The following is a 22935-nucleotide window of genomic DNA, read 5'->3' on the forward strand; positions in this document are numbered from 1 at the left end:
ATATGTAAAAGTAGATATATTAATTGTTTTTGCGATGCTTTAATCTCAATAGATCCCCAAGCTTGTTGTTAAGGGCAGAAAATAAGGATAACGTGCTCTACTGGAAGCAACCATATTTTCACTAAACTGAAATCGTTCTTCATGAATAGAGCCACTTGCTGGAATTTCAAAAGGTAATTTGTAGGTAAACGAATTAAGTCTATTTTGAAGATTAATATATTTTCTACCTAAAAAACTAAGTTGATTTGGTAACACCATGCCTTTATGCTCTATTGAAAACATCTTATGTTGTTGTATGGAGAAGTTACCTGGCAACCTCACTAGTGTTCTTGGCAAGTACAGTTGAGCATGTTGCAACTCCTTTTTCAAAAACTGTCTTAATTCAATATTAAAATTTAAAATTAAGTTTGAAACATCGTCTTGATTTGGCTTATTTGCGTACCAATCGCTCCTATATTGAATCACTTGTTGAACCAAATCGTAGAGTTTCCCTTGATTAACATTTAATAATTGCAAATCGAATTCGATGGCCTTTGCAAGTAATAAAAATGCACGAAGTTTAATGATCTTCATGGTAACTTGAGCATCAATTGTAATGAGCATTTTTACAAGATACTCTAGAGCTATTTGCCTTTTTAAATCTTCGCTGGTGTTTAAATTATTATCGCTTAAATTTAGATTCTTTCCACCTAAATGCTTCAAATTAGAAATAAGGTTGAAGGACATGCTTTGCTGTAAATCTGGCTCTTCAACACCAAACACACCATGTGTGAGGATATTTTGCTCATCTGCATTTAGTTCTGGTCTCAAATTAGCTGCACATTGTCCCCCTTTTTTAAAGACACAAATAATATCCAAATCTGATATCCCAGGATGTTTTACTGAACCCATTTGATAAACACTCAATACGGCATCATTTGCCAATAAGGTCTTCACCAATTTTGTTTTGAGTGCTTCATATTGAGTCACAGGTATACTTACAGGATGATCTATATAGTTTAACCTCATACCTCTCTTTTTATTTTTTCAACCATAATCATAAGGTTTTTATAGAACGTATTATCTAATTTTTCTTGTATCTGTGGTGCAATTTTTGGGGCAAAGAAACGCGTTGCTATTTTTCTTATAAGGGTATTTGGTTGTTGCAATAACAGTTTTTGAAAACCATTCATTTTATACACCCAATGCTGTCTTACATCTGTTGCGATCGCTATTGGCATCCATTCGCTAGAACTAAAATCTTCTTGTACCGCCTTAAAACTATCCTTTTTAAAAATTCCATCATTATGCATTACTGAAAAATATAAACAAGGTATTAGCATCACCTGACTGAGCATACTTTTTAACTGGTAACTATTTTTGGGTTTCCAATTATGCTTAGATCGCCACTCAAACTGGTTTAGCATATTGACCAAAGCCTTTTTATAGTCAATTTCATGGCGCAACTCGAGGTCTAACTTGAGGTTAGACATCTTCGGAAATATACATTTAGAATAGCTTAAAGTACTCACTGGAAGGTAATCTTCTGGATAACTACCTAGATCACTTTCTTTAATTTGAAACCAGCCATGATGTTGTAAGGGATCAAAACGCAACATCATTTTCATACTTTCTCTTTTAAACGTTTCTAGTGCTTTCGAATTTACAAATTGATCCTTTACAATGAGTAATCCGTCAAAATCGCTATATGGAATAACCTCATTGGTAGCAACACTACCATGCACAATTACGGCATAAAAAACTTCAGAATATTTAGATTCGACCAATTTGGAAATACGACTTACCAATGGAAGCGTCCCATCATATAAAGGAATTATCACTTGATGTTCATTAGTTGATTGCATTAGTTTGCTTTCGATTTTAACACTTTAAAAATATCAATAATTGTCTGTTTATGAAATACATATAAAACGATCAAGGACATTAGCATCATTACTCCTAAAAGAGACCATTCGCCAACATTTAAATATTGCAAATAGAATAAAATATAAATCGCGGCAAGCGTCACCAATGAAATGATAGGTCCTTTCAAACTTTTTAGTAATTGTATTCCTTTAAATGGAATATGATGATTTAACACAACCAAAAACAACAGGTATGCAATTGCTTTAGCCGCAACCAATAAATAGGCCACCCACAGCACACCATATTGCACACCAATAACAATGGCTAATACCGTTAAAATAGTTCTTCCTATAGAGACATACATAGTCACTTCGGGCTTACCAATACTAGAAAAAATAACACCACCAAATTGGCTTATAGATTGGATGGCTCCAGCGAAGCAAAGAATTCGTACAATAGGAATTGCAGCATCCCATTTTTGCCCAAACACGGTTTGGATAATTAACTCAGCATTAAAAGCTAGGATTGTCATAGCGGGAATAGACACCATAGCTATAAGCTGTACCGACTTAAAATATCCATTTATAATTTTTTCTTTATCATCTTTAAAAGAAGAAAACGACGGAAATAACACCTCGCTAAATATATACGAAATCCGCTTTACTGGTGTATACATAATATTATAGGCAAATGCATAATATCCTAAAATTACGCTAGAAAAGAATTTACCTAGAATTAAATAATCGATATTTCTTTCAAAATACAATGCCGTACTAGATGCTTTAAATTTTAATGAGTACCATACCATTCCTTTAATTTCTTTAAAATTAAAATACAGATTTGGCCTCCATCTCTTAAAAAGTAAAACTAATATCAATCTTATAAAGGACGACACTAAGGATTGTAAAATAAGAGCATAGACGCCCAAACCTAAATAGGCACCTATCACAGCGGCAATAGAACCTATTACAGTACCAGACAGGTTTATTTTACTAATTGTTTTAAACTCTAAATCTCTTTCTAAAAGTTTATAGTGGATAATAAAAAGAGGCGTTATCAAAATATTAATGGCCGCAACAAAAACTATTGATGTTAATTGCTGCTCATCATAAAAATCTGCAGCAAATTGAGCGGTTGAAATAATTATAATGAACGAAAGAATGGCTAGTCCAAAATTCAACCAATAAATAGAGGATAGTTTTTGTTGAGTTGTTTCGCGTTCATGAATTATAGAGGCTCCAAATCCCATGCTTGTAAACAAGATTATAAAACCAATAAAAGTCATTGTTAAGGCGACCAAACCAAAATCTTCAGGTAACAGTAGACGCGCTAATACAATATTAACGACAATAGCCAATAATTGCGATAATACATTAACGATTGTGAGGTAAAAACCTCCTTTTATGATTTTACTCTTACTCAACTAAAAAGAATATAATTTAATTTTTTCAATATATGAGCAGAAGCATCTGTAAATGTCTTATTTGATACAAAATTTGCTCCTTTCTTTGCCTGCTCTTTATAGGTTTTATAATGATCGAGTATGTGGGTTATTTTTTCAATTAAATCTTGGGAATCATCGGGTACAACAAATGATACTAGATCATTAGGAAATCGTTCTTTCAAACATGGTAAATCTGTAAAAATTACTGGATTTTCACTTTGCAAATAAGCACCGCCTTTACCTGGACTCAAAGTATATCTGTTATAAAATGTATCTTCATAGGTAGCGACTAAAACATCCGCTGCTTGTACAAATTTCAAATATTCTGGATACGTTTGAAATGGGTATAAAATTAGATTTTTATGGTCCTTATTTTTATATTCGTTTTGTAATCCTTCAGTAGCACCAACAATAACAAATTTTGTATTTTCAAAAGCATCAGACGCCTCTGCGAAAACTTGTATTCGCTTTAAATTTCCTCCTGTCTTCCCAGCATAAACGACATATTTGATATCATTCTCCCAGTTTAAATAGTTGCGATGTTTCGCTTTATTAATATCTGTTGGATCTTGGTAATCTGTTTGAAACCGAACTGGAGATTTTATTATTTTTTCCTTAGGAATTTTAAAGGTATTCACTAAAAACTCCTCAACATGCGATGTCATGACAACAATAGCATGCATTCGTTTCATTATGAACTTATGATAATTGTTATTACTCAAAAATGGGGTTTCGAATACTAATTTACATCTTATAAGTCCAAAAAACTTAAGAATAATATAAGGAATAACAGACGTATAGCATTTACTATAAACGACAACATGTTTATGTCTAAAGACCGAAAGATGTTGTAGTATAAACATAAAATTAAACACAAACCTATTCATTAAGACTACTATAGCCGAGGACTTATTATTAACCTCTCTTATTTTTGTATTTAATTCTGTTATTTTAAAATTTTCAGGAACATCATAGAGGCTAAAAATATCGTTATTCTCCAAGGTATAATCCTTGCGTTGAACCTTTGGTGTAATCAACTCCACATCAATACCATGATTAGAAAAAGCCGCACAACTGTACATCATATGGACAGCATCGGCTCTGTTTTTTCGCATATCTCTAGGAGAAATATAGTACAGTTTTTTAATTTGACTTTTAGATGAATCCATGCGAAGAATGTCTAATGGTAACCAAATTTACTCATTAAATGTCCAGAAACAGACATAATTTCATCAATCTGTGCTGCAGATAATTGTTCGAGGTATTTTTGGGTGTTATTTTTATCTAATTGCTCATTAGTTTTCTTTTTCCAATCTAAAAGCGCAGATGGTTCCATCTTATTTTTATAGTAATCCAGCATTTGATCTTCAAACTGTAAATTGAGCACTTCGGTACACTTTTGTAATTCTATTTGTGGTTCATTCAATAAATCCTCGTATCTAATAAGCGCATAATTTGATGGGCTAATAGATTCTAAAAAACTTAATATAGTTTCATTTTTATGGAGCCAATCTAGGCTTATATCCTTGATAGTTTCAGGAAATTTTGGCTTGTATTTAGAATCTGTTGCGAGTGAATTCACTTTTAAACAACTGCAAACGACATCTCTAGAATCTCTAACAATAATTAAATACTTGGCATTGGGGTAAATGTGGTTAAGCAAGTCGAGATGATCTATGTAGTAATTGTTTTTATCCCCTAAGACCATAGACGCTCCTTTTTCTTTTTGAATACCATATTGGTGTATGACCAGCGATGTTAATTCTTGATAAGACTTGGGTTGTTTCGTTTTAATTAAAGTCTCCAAGGCTAGGTAATCCAAATTCCAAGTTTCAATCTTTTTTGATGTTTTTAAGTTGGAAATATAAGATTGTACATCCTTAATAGATTGTGTATTTTCAATATTCCAGTCTTTATAGTCTTCATACCACCACTGGATAAATCCGCATTCTGGAGGCACCACAATAGATGAATGACTACTCATCATCATTCTAAACAATGAGGTGCCAGATCTAGGGCTACCAATAATAAATACGTTTTGATATGTCATCCTGAACTACTATTAACTAAGGTTATCCAATCGAATTTGAAACAAGTTCTGATATTCTCTTAACATCCTCATTCTCTAAACCGTAATATAGCGGTAAACATAAAATGCGAGGAGCGATATCTTCCGAAACACTGACGTTATTTGTATTATTTACATAATCTAATGATGACAAAATTGGATAAAAATAACGTCTAGGCATAATGTCATTAGCATTCAGTAATTTTTCGGTTTTTAACAAATCTGATTCAGAATTAAAAATAATGGGATAATAACTATAGTTCCATTCTGTATGCGCTCTAATTTTAAGTCTTCTAAGTTTTTTAAAATCTAATAAATTATCATATAAATCGCAAACCCGTTTTCGATCGGCGATTATATCGTCAATATATGGCAAAACACTTAACCCCATGGCCGACTGGAGCTCGCTTATTTTAGCATTAATACCGATACCATGAAATCTTAAGGGTCCATCGTGTCCAAATTTATGTCTATAGAGCATTTGATGATAAGTCGCTTCATCTTGACAAAATAACGCGCCTCCTTCACCTGTATGAAATAGTTTGGTAGCATGAAAACTACACACACTAACATCTCCATAGTTAAATATAGGTTTTCCTTTATAAGTTACACCAAAGCAGTGTGCCGCATCGTATATAACTTTTAAGTTATGCTTTTTTGCTATGACATCTATAGCGTCTATATCACAAGGGTTACCATATACATGCGTTACCAAAATTGCCGTTGTTCTGCTGGTAATTGCTTGTTCTATTTGAGTCTCATCAATTGTAAGATAATCTGGATGTATATCTACAAAAACAGGTGTGCATTTTTCCCAAACAATGCTCGATGTTGTTGCTACATAAGAAAATGGTGTAGTAATTACCTCTCCCTCATCGGCAAAGGCATTTAGAGCAATTTGAATGGGTAATGTTCCATTGGTCATCAATATAAGATGATTTGCGTCGAGATGTGATTTTAACTTACGCGCTAATTCTTGCGTAAGGTCTCCATTATTTGTCAACCATTTATTTTCCCATATGGCATCCACATAAGCTTTATATTCTTCAATTGGAGGGAAAAAAGTTTTAGTAACAGTAATCATAGAGTTATTAAGCAATCTTAATTAATACATGTAAGTGTGCAAATATATTCTAAAATTTAATAGGGACTGTAACACAAAAAGAACTATTTCTTATCAAAAGAGCCTCTTATTAGGCATAAATTACTTACCTTAAAGGTATAACTTTTGCAGTGTATTAGTACAAAAACCATAGAATTAGTTTTTATCACTCATATCTTTTATTATCTTTGACAATTCCCTCAATTTGCTTTAGATCGAATTTAAAATAAGTGATTTAAGAAAAAAAATTAAATTATTATTGTTATGAAAAAAATTTACTTAGCAGCAGTAACACTACTTTTGTTTTCATTTGGATTTTCTCAAACTCCAATTGTGACCATTGACAGAGATAACATCATTGGGCCAACGACTACTGGAAGCGATCCAACTATTTCATCTGTAGGTCTCACTAGAGGTGCTGGTGTAGCTTTAAGAGCTGGTACAGATTTTTCTTCAAACAGCTGGACAGGTACATCCCAAGCTGATGCTGAAACTAATGACGATTACATGGAATGGTCTACATCTGCTAGTGCCATTAACGATATAGAAATTCAACGTATTGATATAAGATTAAGAAGAAACCCTAATGGTCCAACCAATTGGCAATTATTTTATAGTTTAGACAATTTTGCAACTGCAGGAGTTGCTGTTAATACAGCTGTGGCTATTCCGGAGAACACAAATGTGGTGACTAATATTACTGGGCTTAACATAGACTCTGGTACTGGCGGAACCATTACGTTTAGATTATATGCTTGGGGAGCAGCTACAAATGGAGGTTGGTTACGTGTAAGAGGTCAGGCATCATGGTCTGATTTTGGTATTGCACTTCCTGGGCTTAGATTAAGAGGAGACATTACTACAACAGCTACAAATGACATAGAGTCTAACATTATCGCATCTACTTTTGATCCATCAGACAATATTGACTATAACGCTTATAATGCAACATCAGGATTAACTACAGCAAATGCTATTAAAGTTGGTGAATTTACAATTCAAGATGGTGGAGACGACCTTACAGACGCCGATACCGTTGACACTATACTTACCGATTTAGGATTTGACATAAGTAATAGTGATAATATTGCTGCCATAGCTATTTTTGATGGCGCCACAAATATTGCTGAAATCACATCTGTTTCAAGTACGGTTAACTTTGTTGGACTTACTGGCTTAACAGCTCCAGATAATGGATCAAAAACTTTTGATGTTTATGTAACATTTAATTCAACAGTCGTTGACAATCAACAAATTCAATTAACAATAAGTGCTGCAACCGCAGACATTGGTAGCGGATCAGGTTTTACAACCTTTAATGCTGGAGGTGCTCAAACACCAATTGTTGGTGATGATAATAGAATTGAAGTTGTAGCTACAGCTTTAGCTTTTGATCAAGAACCTGTAGATTCATTTCAATTTGAAACCATGAGCCCTGCTCCTACAATTATTACAGTTGATGCAAATAACAACCAAGACTTAGATTTTAATGGAACTGTTTCTGTTGTTTCTGGTGGATCTTTAGACCCTGGTTTAATTAATTATACTATTACTAACGGTTTAGCCACATTAGATACTATTGTGTTTAATGAAGAAGAAACTGCAACGACGCTAATTACTTTTGGAGGCGGATTAATTGCTGCGGTAAGTACCGCATTTGACATTAATGGCCCGTTAATTACCATTGCAGTTCAGGACTTTGATGGAGCTACACCAGAATGGACATACACTACCGATGTTGCAACATTTGACAACGGTTGGGGTACAGATGGTTATTATGGCGTTATAGATATTGCTAGTGCATCTCCATTGGATAATCCTTCTTTTTCTAATAATATTTTTGGAGAGAACGATTTAAACGATGAAGGAGATAATGGTACAACTGGTTTTGCAACCTTGACATTAGCAACAGTTGACATCAGCAACTTTGAAAGTGTAAAACTATCTTTTGACTGGGATGTTCATGGTTATGTAAATAACAGTGATGACGCTCAATACAGATTAATTCTTGATGGCGTAACTCAAGCGGCTGTTTTTCTTTTAGACGGAAATGGCGCAATTGATACAGATCAAGGAACTGTAACTGTAGATATATCAGATACGGTCTCTACTATAGGTTTAGAAATTAGAGTTAGAAACAATGGAAACTTAGGTTTCTCAGGATTTGACAACTTCAAATTAGTAAGTGTTTTTGATGGTTTACTCTATGTAGATAATGGATGGTCTCCTAATCCTCCATCTGGCACTACAGGTGCTGACAATGCTTATGTTCTTGATGGAACTTACAATGTTGCAACTAATATTCAAGTGAATAACATGTATGTAAGCGATATTGCTACCACTAATATTTCAGCAGGACAATCTATCACTGCAAATTCTGGTTTAGTTAACCGAGGTACGTTTGAATTAAATTCGGTGTCAACATCATACTCTAGCTTAATTGCGAACAGTGTTGAAGGTAACATTGCTTATAACCGTCATGTCAATCAGTTTGCATCTACGGGCTCTACCACTGGTTTTAATGATTTAGTTGCAGCACCAGTAACTAATAGTGACCAAACATTTTTAGCTTTGAGAACAGCTAACGCAGATATTCCATCTGGAACCATTGGAGGTGTACCTTCATTCTTATTTGGACCGTTTGATAACAATGCAAATGACTATATCAATTACACAACTTCAGACGACCCTTCTCTTATCGTTGCGGGAACTGGATACAGAACAGCCTCTACTGCAGCAGCTGGCTCTACGTTCAGGTTTGTAGGTAATGTAGAAACCACTAACAATCTTGTCCCTATCACTGTAGGAACAAATAGTGATTTCAATCTTATAGGAAACCCTTATCCTTCTTATATATTGCTTTCTAACTTCTTGGCTGATAACTCTAGCGAATTTAACATTACTACCTCTGGAATTTATGGTTATGATGGCGATTTAACCAATGGTTTTACCATCTGGAATCAAGCCTACTCTGATGCCAATCCAAATGCTGTTATTGCCCCTGGACAAGGTTTCTTTGTATCATCAAAAGCTGGAGGAGGTACAATTACTTTTAATGCCGCTTCTCGTTCTATTGGTACTAATGATGATTTCATTCCTGGACGATTTTCAGATCCAAGTTTATTAGCGCACTTAAAACTTCAAATGTCGAACGGAAGTTCTTTATTCAATACTGATTTCTATTTTAATAATAACGCTTCATTGAGTATGGATACTGGATACGATGCCGTTATGTTTAATAACTATACACCTAATTTCGCTATCTATTCTCATCTGGTAGAAAACAACAATAATGCAGACTTAGCTGTTCAATCTGTGCAGTACGACGCGCTTAATAATGTAGTCATTCCACTTGGAATTAATGCTAATGAAGGAGAACAGTTAACGGTTAGTATTTTAGATACCGACATCCCAGATAATATAGACGTTTATTTAGAAGATAATGTAACTAATACCTTTACTTTATTGAATACTTCTGATTACGTATTTACGCCATCGACAACCTTATCTGGAACAGGACGTTTCTTCCTAAGGTTTTCTGCAGAAGCGCTATCTACACCAGAGGAAGATTTTAGTTCTATACAAATTTACACGACAAAAACACCAAAAACATTGGTGATCAAAGGTGAGTTAAACAACGAAACGAAAGCCGAATTATTTGATATTCAAGGTCGTATGATTTTATCAACTCAACTAGACAGTAGAAGTATTACCAATGCTATTAATATTTCTAATATTACTTCAGGAATTTATGTTGTTAAGTTAACCAATGACTCACAACAACGAGCTCAAAAAGTGATAATTAAATAACTGTAACAGAAATTAAAAACGCGATATTGTCAATCACATAATAATATTTTATTAATTTTGACCATTCGTTAAAGCACATAATGAAAAAAAACAGTCCTCAAAATCAAATTACACGTAAGGAAGCCCTTCAAAAAATGGGTAAGTACGCTGCGCTTACAGCGATCGGTACATTTCTTATACTTAACCCTAAGAAAGCTCAAGCATCTTCTCCGCCAGATCCAGGAGGAAATCCTTTTGATTAATTTCTATTTTTATTTTGAAAACGGGTTTATCTCCGAAGTACGCGCATAAAATTAATGATACTGCAATATTGTGGTTTCATAGGTCTAATAGATATGTTGTCGTATCTGAGAGTTTATATACGTTAATTACTTTATACTTTAATTCTACAGATAAAAAAGCATTTATCAATGCACTGGATCAAACATTGCACATTGATCCTTTAAAAGGAAAGGATATTTTTAATGAAATTTCATTTTTTTTGGAAGATGCTAATACAGTATCTTCGATAGATCACATAAATCAAACGGTTAGTCCATCACATAAATCATCGCTATCTATTGAACGTTCTTATCGTTTTGATAATACAATTGTAACCGTACATTTTGAATCTCCAATCATTGAAAGTTTAATACATCCTCAAATAGCTCATCATTACACTGATACTGCTTCGAATCCAGACATAAGGTTCGCTATTTTCAAAACAAATGACGACTTACATTTTCTAAAGAATAATAAACACATTGGTAGTTATAAAACTGAAAAGTTTCATTTTCTACAAGGTAAATTTGCTCTAGAACTCACCAATGCCATTCACAATCTTGATATCGAAAAATGGATTGCAACATTTCATGGCTCTACAATTACTAATGGAAAGACTTCCATCATGATAGTTGGTGATTCTGGAAATGGTAAAAGTACGCTATCGGCCCTATTAATGGCTAGCGGACTAGATTTGCTAGCAGATGATTTTACACCCTTATATGAGGATTTGAACCTCTATAGTTATCCAGCATCTATTTCGATTAAAAAAGGTGCTTTCTCAACTTTAGAACCTCTTGTTGATGGCTTTAAAGATTTGGAGACACATAAGACTGGTCCGAAAAAAGTAAACCTAAAATATGTTCCTCCAACGTCGAGGACGAAAAATTCTAAGTTTCATTGTCAATGCAATCATATTGTTTATGTCACCTATAATAAAGACAGTGAATCCTATATTAAGAACATTTCAGTAGAAAAAATATTAGAAACTTTAATACCAGATTCGTGGATTTCTTCCCATGAGAAACATGCACGTCTTTTTTTAGATTGGCTTGGTCAAATAAAATGCTATGATCTAAATTATAGCGACAATGCATTTGCTGTTTCTAGTATTAATTCACTATTTAATTCCTAATAATACGGTTTCGGATTTTCTTTGTTTATTTTTGAACTATTCAATTATAGCTTTTGTTAGAACTAAAATCCACATATAAAAACACCTTACAACTTATTGCTAATATTTTAAGTTTTGAGCATCATGTCCCAGATTTAAAAGAAACACTTTTAAATGAATCGTTTGACGAAGAAGCTCTTGTAAAAGTGGCGAGTGATCATTTAGTATTGACAACAGTATATTGCAGATTAAAACAGAAACATTTACTTGAATTCATTTCGAAAGATCTAGCCTATTACCTTGAAGAGATTAATACAATTAACACAAACCGAAACCTCAGCTTAATTGAACAATCAAAGGCGATCGCTCGAATTTTTAATGCACACAATATCACCTATGCTTTTGTAAAAGGCTCTGCTTTTTTAATTAAAAATATCTACCAAGATATTGGAGAGCGCATGATTGGAGACATTGATATATTGGTAAAAGAAGATCAAATAGAACATGCTTTTAAATTATTAAAAGATCAAGGTTACTCAACGCTTCCGTCGAGTATTAAAGCGCGCTTTTTTGAACACAAACATTTAGATAGATTAGCCTTAAAAGATGAGTTGGCCGCAGTAGAACTACATAAGTATTTACTGAATAGTTCGAAACGACATGTATTAGATACCAACAATCTCCTTAGTAGAAGACAAATTGTCAATGAGGTATATATTTTACACGAAGAAGACCTTTTTAATCACAATATTTTAAATTTTCAAATTAATGATAAGGCGCACTATTATTCAAAAATTAGTATGCGTTCTACCTATGATACTTTGGTACTTATAAAGCTATTTCCAAAATTATTAAAACCAACAAATAGTCGTTATCATACATCTTATTTCTCCTTAAATTCTGTGTTTTTCAAGGAATTTATAGATGTAAAATTGAATCGATCAAGAATAAACGCTTTCGAATCTAGACTAAAGTCATATCGTCGTCATTCATTTCATCAGAAAAAATTACACTTTTTTGCACTAATAGGTGAGTTGCCATCTCGTTTAAGCACTTTTATTGTAAGTAGACCATATAGACAAGCCATTTATAACGACAGACACCGCATCTGGAGCGAATTAAAATCAAAATTTATTAAGCCCTAACATAAAATATAATAACTTTGACGATTATTTGCAATATTATTGTTCAAAGTATATCTTTGAATTAACCCAATATAATTGAATCATGAAAAAGATAACCCTATTCCTAATATTAGTTGCTCTATTTAGTTATGATAGTCAATCTCAGGTAAGTAAGAGAGATATAAGAAATATTGAATCATGGACAATTAGTGTTGGAGTAAATGCTGTTGGAAGTTTAGGAACGAGGAATCCTCTTAAAAAATTAAGTGAGTTTGAATTTAATCGTCCCTTTGCATTCGCTATTCAACATAGGTGGTCTAGATATTTATCGGTAGAACAAGATTTCACCATGAATAGATTTAAGATTACATCTCGCATTGACAATGGTTCGCTTCCTGAAGAATTTAATTACTACTCGACTAACACTTATGTTAAGTACTTTTTTTCGGATGAAATATTTCCTGAAGCTTTATGGCTTGATTTATATGCTGGAGCGGGATTAGGTGTTTTCTCTATAGATGAACTTAATACTTCGGCCAACTTCGCACTTGGTGGAGCTTATTGGTTTAATGGAAGTTTTGGTATTAGATTGCAATGTGTTGGTAAATTTGCCTTTAACCATAAAGACAATCGATTTGACAATAATCACTTCCAGTATATGTTACAGGCTGTGTTTAAACTGTAACTAATAACCAGCAAAGTCAAAATTCAACATAGCTTTTGTTTTAAGATATAATCTAGGGAATTGCCTTTTAAATTCCTCTGGAGTTTCTATAAATGTCTCTACAATCACAGCAATAAATTCAAACTGATTGGTAAAAGCATAGTCTCTAAAGTATTTTGATGCTATAAGTTGTTGTCGCAATTTCTCATCTGAAGAAAGCATATCTGTAAGCTCTGAAAAAGCAGTTTTAAAGATTATAGAACTTACATCATTGTTTTTTAAACTATTGAGATGAATAGCATGTGTAAACTCATGAATGCCTAAGTTAATATTATCGTTCTCATCATCATAACCATCTAAAAAATCTGCCCACGAAATCACCAAAGCATTTAACCTAGGATTAAGTTCTCCTTTATGATAAGTCTCATTTGCGTTTGAGTAAAATGGACCAGGGTAAATTATAATTTTATGTACTAAATCGATTTGATAATCTCTAAAACCAAAAGTAAGCATAACGGATGTCGCAGCAACCAAAGTCTTCATTTCTGTGGTCACCACTAAATGCTCTCTTCCTACGAAATGTTTGGTATCAATAAATCGTGCAATGCGATGTTCAAATTGTCGTTTTTCAACGGTGTTCAATTTCCGATAAAAACTAAATTCTCGTTTTAAAACACCAAGTTCTTCTTTACCTAAAGTCTTTTTTGTTAAATAAAAATGAACAAAAAATGGGCGCTTATATTTACTGGCATACTGCTGCTCGAAAAACTTATAAAAGCGAGATAATACAACCGCTGCCATACCCACAAAAAAAATGGAAAGAAGTGCAATACGTGCACCTGGGGAAATGGTCAAGCTTTCTTGAGTTAGGGCTAATATCATTGCCTAAATATACTGAAAATTACATTCTTGGTGATAAGAAGGAAATGCTGCTTTAATATGAGGCATTAAGTGGCTTTGAACATCAGGATTAGCGCCTAGCGTCGCTCCTCCTCAGCGCTCCGCTTTGAACATCAAAAACCCAAGATTATAAATTCAAGCGAGCTTGATTTAACACTTGGGTTTTTGATGTATTCGTGACCTCGAGAGGATTCGAACCTCCAACCCTCAGAGCCGAAATCTGATATTCTATCCAGTTGAACTACGAGGCCAAAATGTATTAATATTTAAGACAGTTTAGCTTTGACAATTGTTGAAATGGTCTTACCATCTGCTCTACCAGCAAGTTCTTTATTAACAATACCCATAACCTTTCCCATGTCCTTCATACCTTCCGCTCCAATGCTGTCAATAGTCATAACTACGACTTTCTCAATCTCCTCTTCGCTTAAGGCTTCAGGTAGAAACTGACTAATAACTTCTGCCTGATCAATCTCTGGTAATGCCAAATCTTTTCGATTTTGTTCTAAATAAATCGCAGCGCTATCTTTTCTTTGTTTTACAAGTTTTTGAAGTATTTTAAGCTCCTCTTCCTCTGTTAATTCTTCTTGTCCTCCAGATGATGTTTTAGCTAATAATATAGCAGATTTCACCGCTCTTAATGCTTCTAACGCCACTTGGTCTTTTCCTTTCATTGCTGCCTTCATTGCAGTCATGATATCATTTTGTAAACTCATAATACCTTATTTAATTTGAACTGCGAAGATATAAAAAAACTCAGTCGTTTATAGCAGTAATATTCAATATCGTGACAAGATAAAAAACCCGAAAAGTTTATCTCAACTTTTCGGGTTTAACAAAGTGCGAAACACTAAACTAAATTTGCTATTAATCTACGTTGTCGTGTAAAAATGAATTGTTACTTCTTAATTGAATATCGTCGTTCTCGTCAGTAGAAACAGATGTTCTAGAAGCGTTGGTTTCTGATGAATGCTGAGCATCCTCTAAATTCACACCTTGTCTTTTGTATGCAGGTTCTTTTTCAATTTCATCAATTTTAGCCGTATTGAATTTGTAATTAAAATCCTTCATCTTACGGCGTCTCTCATCGGCTCTTTCTTTTAATAAGTCTGAAATAGGACTATTTATAGGATCAATCTCTTCTCCAGTTTGCTCCTCGCTAACCTCAGGCTCTATCGTTTTCTTTTCAAACACAATCTCCTCTTCGGTTTCCGGCTCTGGTTGAACCTTCACTTTTGCCTCATTGTCATTCATAGCCGATTCATAGGTCATAAAATCATCTAAAGCATAGCGCTTTTCTCCTTCTTCATTGGCCTCGGTAACTGGTACAATTTCTACATGCTCTTTAACCTCTAAGTCCTTCAAGTCTTCGTCCAACGTGAACATCGTTTTGTCTTCCTCTTCTACTTCTACTACTTCATCCTCGGGCGTTCCGAAAGATAATGGTAAATCAAAAGTTAGCGTTATTTGTTCCTCTTCCACATCTTCAACAACTGGCTCGATCTCGATCTCCTGAACTGGAGTAATTACAAAGTCGTCCACTTCGGTTTTATGGTCTAATACCTCATCGTAAACAACATTAATGTTTCTGATAATATCTGTTGTGGCTATTAATTCAGCTTCAAAACTGTCAGTTGTTGATTCTATGTCTTCATCATCCATTAAAGTATGAATAACCACTTCTGGAGTAGTTTCTTCTTCTTTTTCCAAAATGATATCTGGAGTAATAATAGCTGGATCACTTTCTTTAACATGCACGTCGTCATTTCTATCATCCTCAAGGGCATGAATAACTTTCTTTTGTTCAGTATTAGAAATTTCATGCTGTTGATCAATATCAAAACCAGTAGCAATAATCGTTACTGAGATAGACTCCTGTAATGATTCATCTTCACCTACACCCATAATAATATTAGCACCATGACCTGCTTCATTTTGAATATGGTCATTGATTTCACCAATTTCATCGATGGTAATTTCTTGCGAACCAGAAACGATAAGCAACAATACGTTTTTAGCTCCTGTAATTTTATTATCATTTAATAATGGTGAATCTAATGCCTTCATAATAGCTTCTTGAGCTCTGGCTTTACCAGATGCCGTTGAAGATCCCATTATCGCTGTACCACTATTGCTCAATACTGTTTTTGCATCACGTAAATCAATGTTTTGTGTATAGTGATGGGTAATAACTTCGGCAATTCCTCTAGACGCCGTAGACAAGACTTCATCTGCTTTTGAAAAACCAGCCTTAAACCCTAAGTTCCCATAAACCTCACGTAGTTTATTATTATTAATAACAACTAAAGAGTCTACATGAGCTCGGAGTGTTTCTACTCCTTTTTGAGCTTGTTCATTTCTTGTCTTTCCTTCAAATTGAAAAGGCATAGTCACAATACCTACTGTAAGAATATCTAGTTCTTTGGCAAGTTTAGCAATAATTGGAGCGGCTCCTGTTCCTGTACCACCTCCCATTCCAGCAGTTATGAATACCATTTTCGTATTGGTATCTAACATGCGTCGTAGATCTTCTAAACTCTCAACAGCAGCTTGTTCTCCTACATCTGGATTTGCTCCTGCTCCTAAACCTTCGGTTAAATTAACTCCTAATTGAATTTTGTTCGGGACACCACTGTTTTGCAGTGCTTGGGCATCTGTATTACATATCACGAAATCAACACCTTTAATCCCTTGTAGAAACATGTGATTAATTGCGTTGCTTCCTCCTCCACCTACTCCAATCACTTTAATGACGTTCGATTGGTTTTTTGGTAAATCAAATGCAATGTTGCCTAACTCTTTGTTGTTGCTCATAAAATTACTTTTACTCTATTTATATTTTACTTCCCCTTATACTTTGTTTCCCCCAAATATCTCCAAAAGACCTACTCTATTGAAGATGTGTATTCTATTTATTCTGCGTTATCTAAAAAATCTTTAACGCGTTCTGTTAACTTATCTAAAAATGATTTGCGTTCTTTTTTAGGTTGTTGCGCAACTTCTTCTTCATGTGAAACATTGTCTTCAGAATGCTCTTCTGCTACATGTTCCATTTGCTCTACTTCCTTTTCAACGCGCTTACGCTCTTGACGCTTCAAACCATCCATTACCAATCCTACAGCTGTAGCAAATAACGGACTCGCAATATCATCATCACTATCACCAGCCAAATGTTCATTTGGATACCCAATTCTAGTATCCATTCCTGTAATATATTCAACAAGCTGCTTTAAATGTTTTAATTGGCTACCACCTCCAGTTAATACAATTCCAGCTATCAATTTTTTCTTCTGCTCTTCGTGGCCATAATTTTTAATTTCCACATATACCTGCTCAACAATTTCTACTACTCTTGCATGAATTATCTTTGATAGGTTTTTTAATGTAATTTCTTTAGGCTCGCGACCTCGAAGTCCTGGAATTGACACAATTTCGTTGTCTTTATTCTCTCCTGGCCAGGCCGATCCAAATTTTATTTTCAGTAATTCGGCTTGTTTCTCAATAATTGAACATCCTTCTTTAATATCTTCGGTCACCACATTTCCTCCAAAAGGAATAACAGCAGTATGACGAATAATGCCATCTTTAAAAACTGCTAAATCTGTCGTTCCACCTCCTATATCAATAAGCGCAACTCCAGCTTCTTTTTCTTCTTGACTCAATACGGCATTTGCAGAAGCTAAAGGTTCTAAGGTAATTCCTTCAAGCTCTAACCCAGAGCTTTTAACACACCTTCCAATATTTCTAATTGAAGAAACTTGACCAACAACAACATGAAAATTAGCTTCCAATCGACCACCATACATACCAATAGGCTCCTTAATCTCAGCCTGACCGTCGATTTTATATTCTTGAGGTAATACATGAATAATTTCTTCACCAGGAAGCATCACTAACTTATGAACCTGATTAATTAAACGATCAATATCTTCTTCATCAATAACGACTTCAGAATTGGCTCTGGTGATATAATCACTATGTTGCAAACTTCTAATATGCTGTCCTGCTATACCAACCGTAACATCTTCTATTTTAAATCCTGCCTCAGCCTCAGCTTCCTGAACTGCTTGTTGTATAGATTGGATTGTTTGCGTAATATTATTAACAACACCTCTATGTACTCCTAAACTTTTGGATTTACCAATCCCTAAAATTTCGGCTTTACCATATTCGTTCTTACGACCAATCATCGCCACGATTTTAGTGGTTCCGATATCAAGTCCTACTGAAATTTTATTATTCTCCATCATTTACTTTTTGGTGCAAATTACTTGCTTATCAAATTTTAAATTCACCAGCTTATAATTGCCTAGTGCATTGTCTTTCATCGCTTTTACATAAAAAGCCTTAAGGTTATTTATTTTTTTATCTAACAATTTCAGCGTTCCTAAATGGATTCTAAAATCTTGTGATCTAAACATTAGATCAATAGTTTTATCTTGATTTTGATGTATTTGGACAACATGCTTGAGCAAGAATTCATCATTCTGAATTTTTAATGCTACAATCTTCACATTTTCCAAGTCATTCTTCTCTATATAACCAGTCACCAAAGGCACGCGTGCAGTATAATTTGTTGATAACGGCATAAAGGAACCCGTCTCATCAATGTAATAAGATGCATTTGTGCTTACTCTTGCAATAGGTTTTTTTTGTTCAATTTCAGCCGTGATTAAACCATCAACGCTCATAAACACTTGCGCTTGCTTAATCATTGGATTAGAGTTTAGGGCAGATTCTAATTCGTTCAAATCTATAATATCTTTAGGCTTGTTCGTAACGCTCTCCTGATTTTGTATTAACAATTTACTAACAGTCTCCTCTGTTACAAAAAGGTTATCATCTCCTATGAATTTAATTTCTGGCGCAATCACTTTCCTTGTCGAATTTCTTACAGAAGAAAACGCATATAAAAACCCTACTAACAGTAGTAATAACCCAACTTTTATATAACCATAGTTAATTCGCAATACTCAATACATTTTTTATGTGTTTAACTTCTTCTCCAATATCTCCAGCTCCAATTGTTAAAAGTACAGAGGCATCTGAAGCTTTTATTTGATCGATTAACTCAGACTTTCCGACCAACTTTTTGTTATTGTTTCTTATTTTATCAAGCAACCATTTAGAAGTCACTCCTTCAATTGGAAGCTCTCGAGCCGGATAGATATCCAGTAAGATAATCTCATCGAATTGCGACAAACTCGTCGCAAATTCATTGGCAAAATCTTGCGTTCTACTATACAAATGCGGTTGAAAAACAGCAAGTACTTTTCTATTTGGATACATTTCTCTAACCGCCTGATGAACAGCATTAATTTCTTCTGGATGATGTGCATAATCATCTATATACACTAAGTCTTCCGTTTTAATCTGATAGGTAAATCGACGCTTTACTCCTTTATAAGATGCTAAAGCTTTGGCGAGCTGCGGATGAGGGAGTCCATATTCTACAGACATCGCCAAGGCTATTAATGCATTCGACAGGTTGTGTCTACCAGGTAGGCTAAATTTGAAATTTTCGAGTAGCGTGTTTGGCGTTTTCACATCAAACACATAACTACCATTTATTATTTTTATGTTTTTTACCGAATAATCTGAATCGTCTTCAATGCCATAAGTAATCCCTTTAATTGGGAGTCCGTTTTTCACAAACAGTTTTCCATTTGGTTTTATTTTTTCTGAAAAATCTTCAAATGATTTTATTAGTTCTGAAGCATTACCATAAATATCCAAATGGTCTGCATCCATAGATGTAATACACGCAAAATCTGGCGATAAGGCCAAAAAAGAACGATCAAACTCATCAGCTTCTACAACAGTCACATCTGTTCCTTTCAGTATAAGGTTAGAATTATAATTTTCACTGATACCTCCCAAAAATGCTGTAACCTCAACGTCGCAAGCGTTGAGCAAATGCCCCAAAATACTGGTTGTCGTTGTTTTACCATGAGTTCCAGCGACGGCAAGGCAGAATGTTTGTTTAGTAATCTCACCTAACACAGCCGAACGCTTCAACACCTCAAACCCATTAGACTTGAAATAATTTAATTCACCATGAGATCCTGGAATTGCTGGTGTATACACAATTAGCGTAGTATCTGGATTCAAAAACTCGCTTTCTACTTGGTTGATATTATCATCAAAATGAATAGAAACCCCTAAATTTTCGAGCGCATTAGTGATTTCCGTTTGGGTTTTGTCATAACCTCCTACAGTCAAACCTTTAGCCACAAAATAACGCGCTAAGGCACTCATTCCAATACCTCCAATGCCTATAAAATAGATACTATGTGTTCGCTCTAAATTCATTTATTTTTTAAAAGTTTTACAACTTCATCTACGATATCTTTTGTAGCATTTACTAATGCCAATCTTTTTATATGTTCACCCAATGCCTGTCTTTTTTCTGAAGACGCTATAAGCGCATCAAATTCATTTTCAAATGTGGTGTCTAATTCACTTTCCTTGATTAAAATTGCAGCATTTTTATCTGCAATAGCCTTAGCATTTTTTGTTTGATGATCCTCTGCCACATTAGGCGAAGGGATAAAAATCACTGGTTTTCCAACAACGCAAAGTTCTGACACAGAACTTGCTCCAGCTCTAGATATAATAACATCTGCGGCTGCATAGGCCATATCCATATTATTAAGAAAAGCATGAACCTGAACATACTCTAAATCATTATAATGCTTGTATTCCTGATAATACAATTTTCCGCATTGCCATATCAATTGTATGTTCTGTTCTTTAAAATAGTCTAACTTATCTTCTATCAATTGGTTCACGCGTCTAGCGCCTAAACTCCCACCTAATATTAGCAAGGTGTGTTTACTATGAATTAGAGTAAAAGCATCTTTACCTTGAATATGTTTGCGTTCTAAATTCAATAAATCTTTCCTAATAGGATTACCAGTTAACACTATCTTTTCTTCTGGAAAGAACTGCTGCAAACCATCATAAGCAACGCATATCTTATCAACCTTTCTAGACAATAATTTATTGGTGATTCCTGGATAAGAATTTTGTTCTTGAATTAAACTAGGAACTCCTTTAGAAATAGCAGTTTTCAATAAAGGTCCACTAGCAAAACCTCCAGTTCCAATCGCTACATGCGGTTGAAATGTATTAATGATTTTTCGCGATTTCAGTAAACTCGATATCAGTTTAAAAGGAAACATTAAATTCCTCAACGTTAGTTTCCGTTGAATCCCAGAAATCCAAAGCCCTTCAATATCATAGCCTGCTTGTGGCACCTTTTCCATTTCCATACGATCAGATGCGCCAACAAACAAAAACTCAGCATCAGGAAAACGAGACTTCAACTCATTTGCAATTGCAATTGCAGGATAGATATGTCCTCCTGTTCCGCCTCCAGATAATATGATTTTATAATGACTCATTAAATTGTTTCGCTTAAGATTTCTAATGGGTTATCATTGTTGACTTCTTGTTCTTTCATTTGTTCTCGTTTCGCACTTACACTTAAAATGATTCCTATCGCTAGACAGGTCATCCAAATTGACGTTCCGCCACTACTAATTAAGGGTAATGTCTGGCCTGTAACTGGAAACAACTCGACCGCAACGGCCATATTTGTTAATGCCTGAAATATAATTGGCAGGCCAACACCTAAGACAAGTAGCTTGCCGAAAATGGTATCAGATTTTTGAGATACAATGACAATTCTAAACAAGAGCCAAGAATAAAGTACGAGCAAAAACAATCCACCAATCAACCCGTATTCCTCAATAATAATGGCGAAAATAAAATCCGACGAGGACTGAGGCAATACATTTTTTTGCGTGCTTTTCCCTGGACCTTTACCCTTAACACCGCCAGAAGCTATTGCAATTTTTGCATTTTCGCTTTGATAGTCGGCTTCAGTATTTTCTCCATTTGCAAAGTTTTCAACCCTACTCATCCAAGTATCAACACGATTTGGCATAGTATCTGGAAATGCCTTTGCCACCAACACGAAAAGTGTAAGAGCAACAAGACCAGTACCTATGATTACGGCCAAATATTTTACTGGATAACCTCCAATAAAAGCCAACATCATAACCATTAAAAATATAATGGCAGTAGTAGAAAAATTAGCAGGCAGAATCAATATGAGTACTATGAACACGGGAGCCCATAGTGGTAGCAGTGTTTCTACAAATGCTATTTTTTTATTTTGAATTTTAGATAAATAACGAGCCACATAAACCATTAAAACAACTGCTGCTAACGTAGAAGTTTGAAAAGACATTCCAATAAATGGAATTTGAATCCATCGACTAGCATTTGCACCATCAATTGTAGTACCTTGAAGCATTGTAACCACCAATAAAACAATCACTATTGGTATCATTACCATAGACAATCCTCGAAAATAGCGATAAGGGATTTTATGAACACCATACATAATAGCAAAACCTAAAAACAAATGCATAAAGTGTTTTACGAAATATGTAAACGTATTGCCTGCACCTCCACCAACATAAGCTAAATTACTTGCAGCACTATACACAGGAAGAAATGAGAAAATTGCCAACAATGCAGCAATGGCCCAAATTAATCGATCTCCTTTTATGTTTTTAAATAGTGTTTGCACT

Annotated in this window: 19 protein-coding genes and 1 tRNA gene; 5 read left to right on the forward strand and 15 right to left on the reverse strand. The window is 34.4% G+C overall.

The features are described from left to right. Positions 1–45: 45 nt before the first annotated feature. From Q0787_RS01425 to Q0787_RS01450, 6 genes are read right to left on the reverse strand one after another with little or no spacing between them, the layout of a single operon-like run. Positions 46–1008 (reverse strand): hypothetical protein, encoded by a 963-nt coding sequence (locus tag Q0787_RS01425; RefSeq protein WP_298900415.1) that lies wholly within the window; start codon positions 1006–1008, stop codon positions 46–48. Next, a complete protein-coding gene (locus tag Q0787_RS01430) occupies positions 1005–1844 on the reverse strand; it encodes a nucleotidyltransferase domain-containing protein (protein WP_298900417.1) in 840 nt (279 codons plus the stop codon). Before Q0787_RS01430 ends, Q0787_RS01425 begins: the two co-directional genes overlap by 4 nt. After that, entirely contained in the window at positions 1844–3268 is a 1425-nt protein-coding gene (locus Q0787_RS01435; RefSeq protein WP_298900418.1) for a lipopolysaccharide biosynthesis protein, read from the reverse strand. The genes Q0787_RS01430 and Q0787_RS01435 overlap by 1 nt, the downstream gene beginning before the upstream one ends. Then, complete coding sequence (locus Q0787_RS01440) at positions 3265–4458, reverse strand: glycosyltransferase (RefSeq protein WP_298900419.1); 1194 nt, start codon at positions 4456–4458, stop codon at positions 3265–3267. The genes Q0787_RS01435 and Q0787_RS01440 overlap by 4 nt, the downstream gene beginning before the upstream one ends. 11 nt (positions 4459–4469) lie before the next feature. Continuing rightward, positions 4470–5339 carry a sulfotransferase gene (locus Q0787_RS01445; protein WP_298900420.1) on the reverse strand — a complete coding sequence of 290 codons (870 nt, stop codon included), beginning with the start codon at positions 5337–5339 and terminating at the stop codon, positions 4470–4472. A gap of 22 nt (positions 5340–5361) precedes the next feature. After that, positions 5362–6441 (reverse strand): DegT/DnrJ/EryC1/StrS aminotransferase family protein, encoded by a 1080-nt coding sequence (locus Q0787_RS01450; protein ID WP_298900421.1) that lies wholly within the window; start codon positions 6439–6441, stop codon positions 5362–5364. A gap of 282 nt (positions 6442–6723) precedes the next feature. Between Q0787_RS01450 and Q0787_RS01455 the strand changes: the two genes are divergently transcribed. The 5 genes from Q0787_RS01455 to Q0787_RS01475 all read left to right on the forward strand — a co-directional run bounded on the left by Q0787_RS01455 (position 6724) and on the right by Q0787_RS01475 (position 13453). Then, a complete protein-coding gene (locus tag Q0787_RS01455; protein ID WP_298900422.1) occupies positions 6724–10269 on the forward strand; it encodes a T9SS type A sorting domain-containing protein in 3546 nt (1181 codons plus the stop codon). An 80-nt stretch (positions 10270–10349) separates the two neighbouring features. Next, positions 10350–10511 (forward strand): hypothetical protein, encoded by a 162-nt coding sequence (locus Q0787_RS01460; RefSeq protein ID WP_298900423.1) that lies wholly within the window; start codon positions 10350–10352, stop codon positions 10509–10511. A 14-nt stretch (positions 10512–10525) separates the two neighbouring features. After that, entirely contained in the window at positions 10526–11665 is a 1140-nt protein-coding gene (locus tag Q0787_RS01465) for a hypothetical protein (protein ID WP_298900424.1), read from the forward strand. Positions 11666–11718: 53 nt separating this feature from the next. Further along, entirely contained in the window at positions 11719–12789 is a 1071-nt protein-coding gene (locus Q0787_RS01470) for a nucleotidyltransferase family protein (RefSeq protein WP_298900426.1), read from the forward strand. Positions 12790–12871: 82 nt separating this feature from the next. After that, positions 12872–13453, forward strand: coding sequence for a hypothetical protein (locus tag Q0787_RS01475; RefSeq protein ID WP_298900427.1), 582 nt, complete (start codon positions 12872–12874; stop codon positions 13451–13453). Here Q0787_RS01475 and Q0787_RS01480 read toward each other — a convergent pair whose 3' ends face one another. The 9 genes from Q0787_RS01480 to Q0787_RS01520 form a co-directional block, all read right to left on the reverse strand. Then, a complete protein-coding gene (locus tag Q0787_RS01480) occupies positions 13454–14314 on the reverse strand; it encodes a zinc-dependent peptidase (RefSeq protein ID WP_298900428.1) in 861 nt (286 codons plus the stop codon). A gap of 195 nt (positions 14315–14509) precedes the next feature. Then, positions 14510–14583 (reverse strand) — tRNA-Arg (locus Q0787_RS01485). 15 nt (positions 14584–14598) lie between these two features. Beyond that, complete coding sequence (locus Q0787_RS01490; protein WP_298900429.1) at positions 14599–15048, reverse strand: GatB/YqeY domain-containing protein; 450 nt, start codon at positions 15046–15048, stop codon at positions 14599–14601. A 151-nt stretch (positions 15049–15199) separates the two neighbouring features. Beyond that, on the reverse strand, positions 15200–17146 hold the full coding sequence (ftsZ, locus tag Q0787_RS01495; protein ID WP_298900430.1) for a cell division protein FtsZ: 1947 nt from the start codon (positions 17144–17146) through the stop codon (positions 15200–15202). Positions 17147–17244: 98 nt separating this feature from the next. After that, positions 17245–18579, reverse strand: a complete 1335-nt coding sequence (gene ftsA, locus Q0787_RS01500; protein ID WP_298900431.1) for a cell division protein FtsA — start codon at positions 18577–18579, stop codon at positions 17245–17247. Between the two features lie 3 nt (positions 18580–18582). Continuing rightward, a complete protein-coding gene (locus tag Q0787_RS01505; protein ID WP_298900432.1) occupies positions 18583–19302 on the reverse strand; it encodes a cell division protein FtsQ/DivIB in 720 nt (239 codons plus the stop codon). After that, on the reverse strand, positions 19292–20644 hold the full coding sequence (murC, locus tag Q0787_RS01510) for a UDP-N-acetylmuramate--L-alanine ligase (RefSeq protein WP_298900433.1): 1353 nt from the start codon (positions 20642–20644) through the stop codon (positions 19292–19294). The genes Q0787_RS01505 and murC overlap by 11 nt, the downstream gene beginning before the upstream one ends. Continuing rightward, positions 20641–21738, reverse strand: a complete 1098-nt coding sequence (gene murG, locus Q0787_RS01515; protein ID WP_298900435.1) for an undecaprenyldiphospho-muramoylpentapeptide beta-N-acetylglucosaminyltransferase — start codon at positions 21736–21738, stop codon at positions 20641–20643. The genes murC and murG overlap by 4 nt, the downstream gene beginning before the upstream one ends. Then, positions 21738–22934, reverse strand: coding sequence for an FtsW/RodA/SpoVE family cell cycle protein (locus tag Q0787_RS01520; RefSeq protein ID WP_298900436.1), 1197 nt, complete (start codon positions 22932–22934; stop codon positions 21738–21740). Before Q0787_RS01520 ends, murG begins: the two co-directional genes overlap by 1 nt. Between the last annotated feature and the right edge of the window lies 1 nt (position 22935).

The sequence above is a fragment of the uncultured Psychroserpens sp. genome, from assembly GCF_947492715.1.
Lineage (GTDB): Bacteria > Bacteroidota > Bacteroidia > Flavobacteriales > Flavobacteriaceae > Psychroserpens.

Bases quoted from the DNA above. Each gene is read 5' to 3' on its own strand.
- Q0787_RS01450 (WP_298900421.1), bottom strand. From the start codon at position 6,441: ATGATTACTGTTACTAAAACTTTTTTCCCTCCAATTGAAGAATATAAA.
- Q0787_RS01445 (WP_298900420.1), bottom strand. From the start codon at position 5,339: ATGACATATCAAAACGTATTTATTATTGGTAGCCCTAGATCTGGCACC.
- murC (WP_298900433.1), bottom strand. From the start codon at position 20,644: ATGAATTTAGAGCGAACACATAGTATCTATTTTATAGGCATTGGAGGT.
- Q0787_RS01440 (WP_298900419.1), bottom strand. From the start codon at position 4,458: ATGGATTCATCTAAAAGTCAAATTAAAAAACTGTACTATATTTCTCCT.
- Q0787_RS01490 (WP_298900429.1), bottom strand. From the start codon at position 15,048: ATGAGTTTACAAAATGATATCATGACTGCAATGAAGGCAGCAATGAAA.
- ftsA (WP_298900431.1), bottom strand. From the start codon at position 18,579: ATGGAGAATAATAAAATTTCAGTAGGACTTGATATCGGAACCACTAAA.
- Q0787_RS01430 (WP_298900417.1), bottom strand. From the start codon at position 1,844: ATGCAATCAACTAATGAACATCAAGTGATAATTCCTTTATATGATGGG.
- Q0787_RS01460 (WP_298900423.1), top strand. From the start codon at position 10,350: ATGAAAAAAAACAGTCCTCAAAATCAAATTACACGTAAGGAAGCCCTT.
- murG (WP_298900435.1), bottom strand. From the start codon at position 21,738: ATGAGTCATTATAAAATCATATTATCTGGAGGCGGAACAGGAGGACAT.
- ftsZ (WP_298900430.1), bottom strand. From the start codon at position 17,146: ATGAGCAACAACAAAGAGTTAGGCAACATTGCATTTGATTTACCAAAA.
- Q0787_RS01455 (WP_298900422.1), top strand. From the start codon at position 6,724: ATGAAAAAAATTTACTTAGCAGCAGTAACACTACTTTTGTTTTCATTT.
- Q0787_RS01480 (WP_298900428.1), bottom strand. From the start codon at position 14,314: ATGATATTAGCCCTAACTCAAGAAAGCTTGACCATTTCCCCAGGTGCA.
- Q0787_RS01425 (WP_298900415.1), bottom strand. From the start codon at position 1,008: ATGAGGTTAAACTATATAGATCATCCTGTAAGTATACCTGTGACTCAA.
- Q0787_RS01475 (WP_298900427.1), top strand. From the start codon at position 12,872: ATGAAAAAGATAACCCTATTCCTAATATTAGTTGCTCTATTTAGTTAT.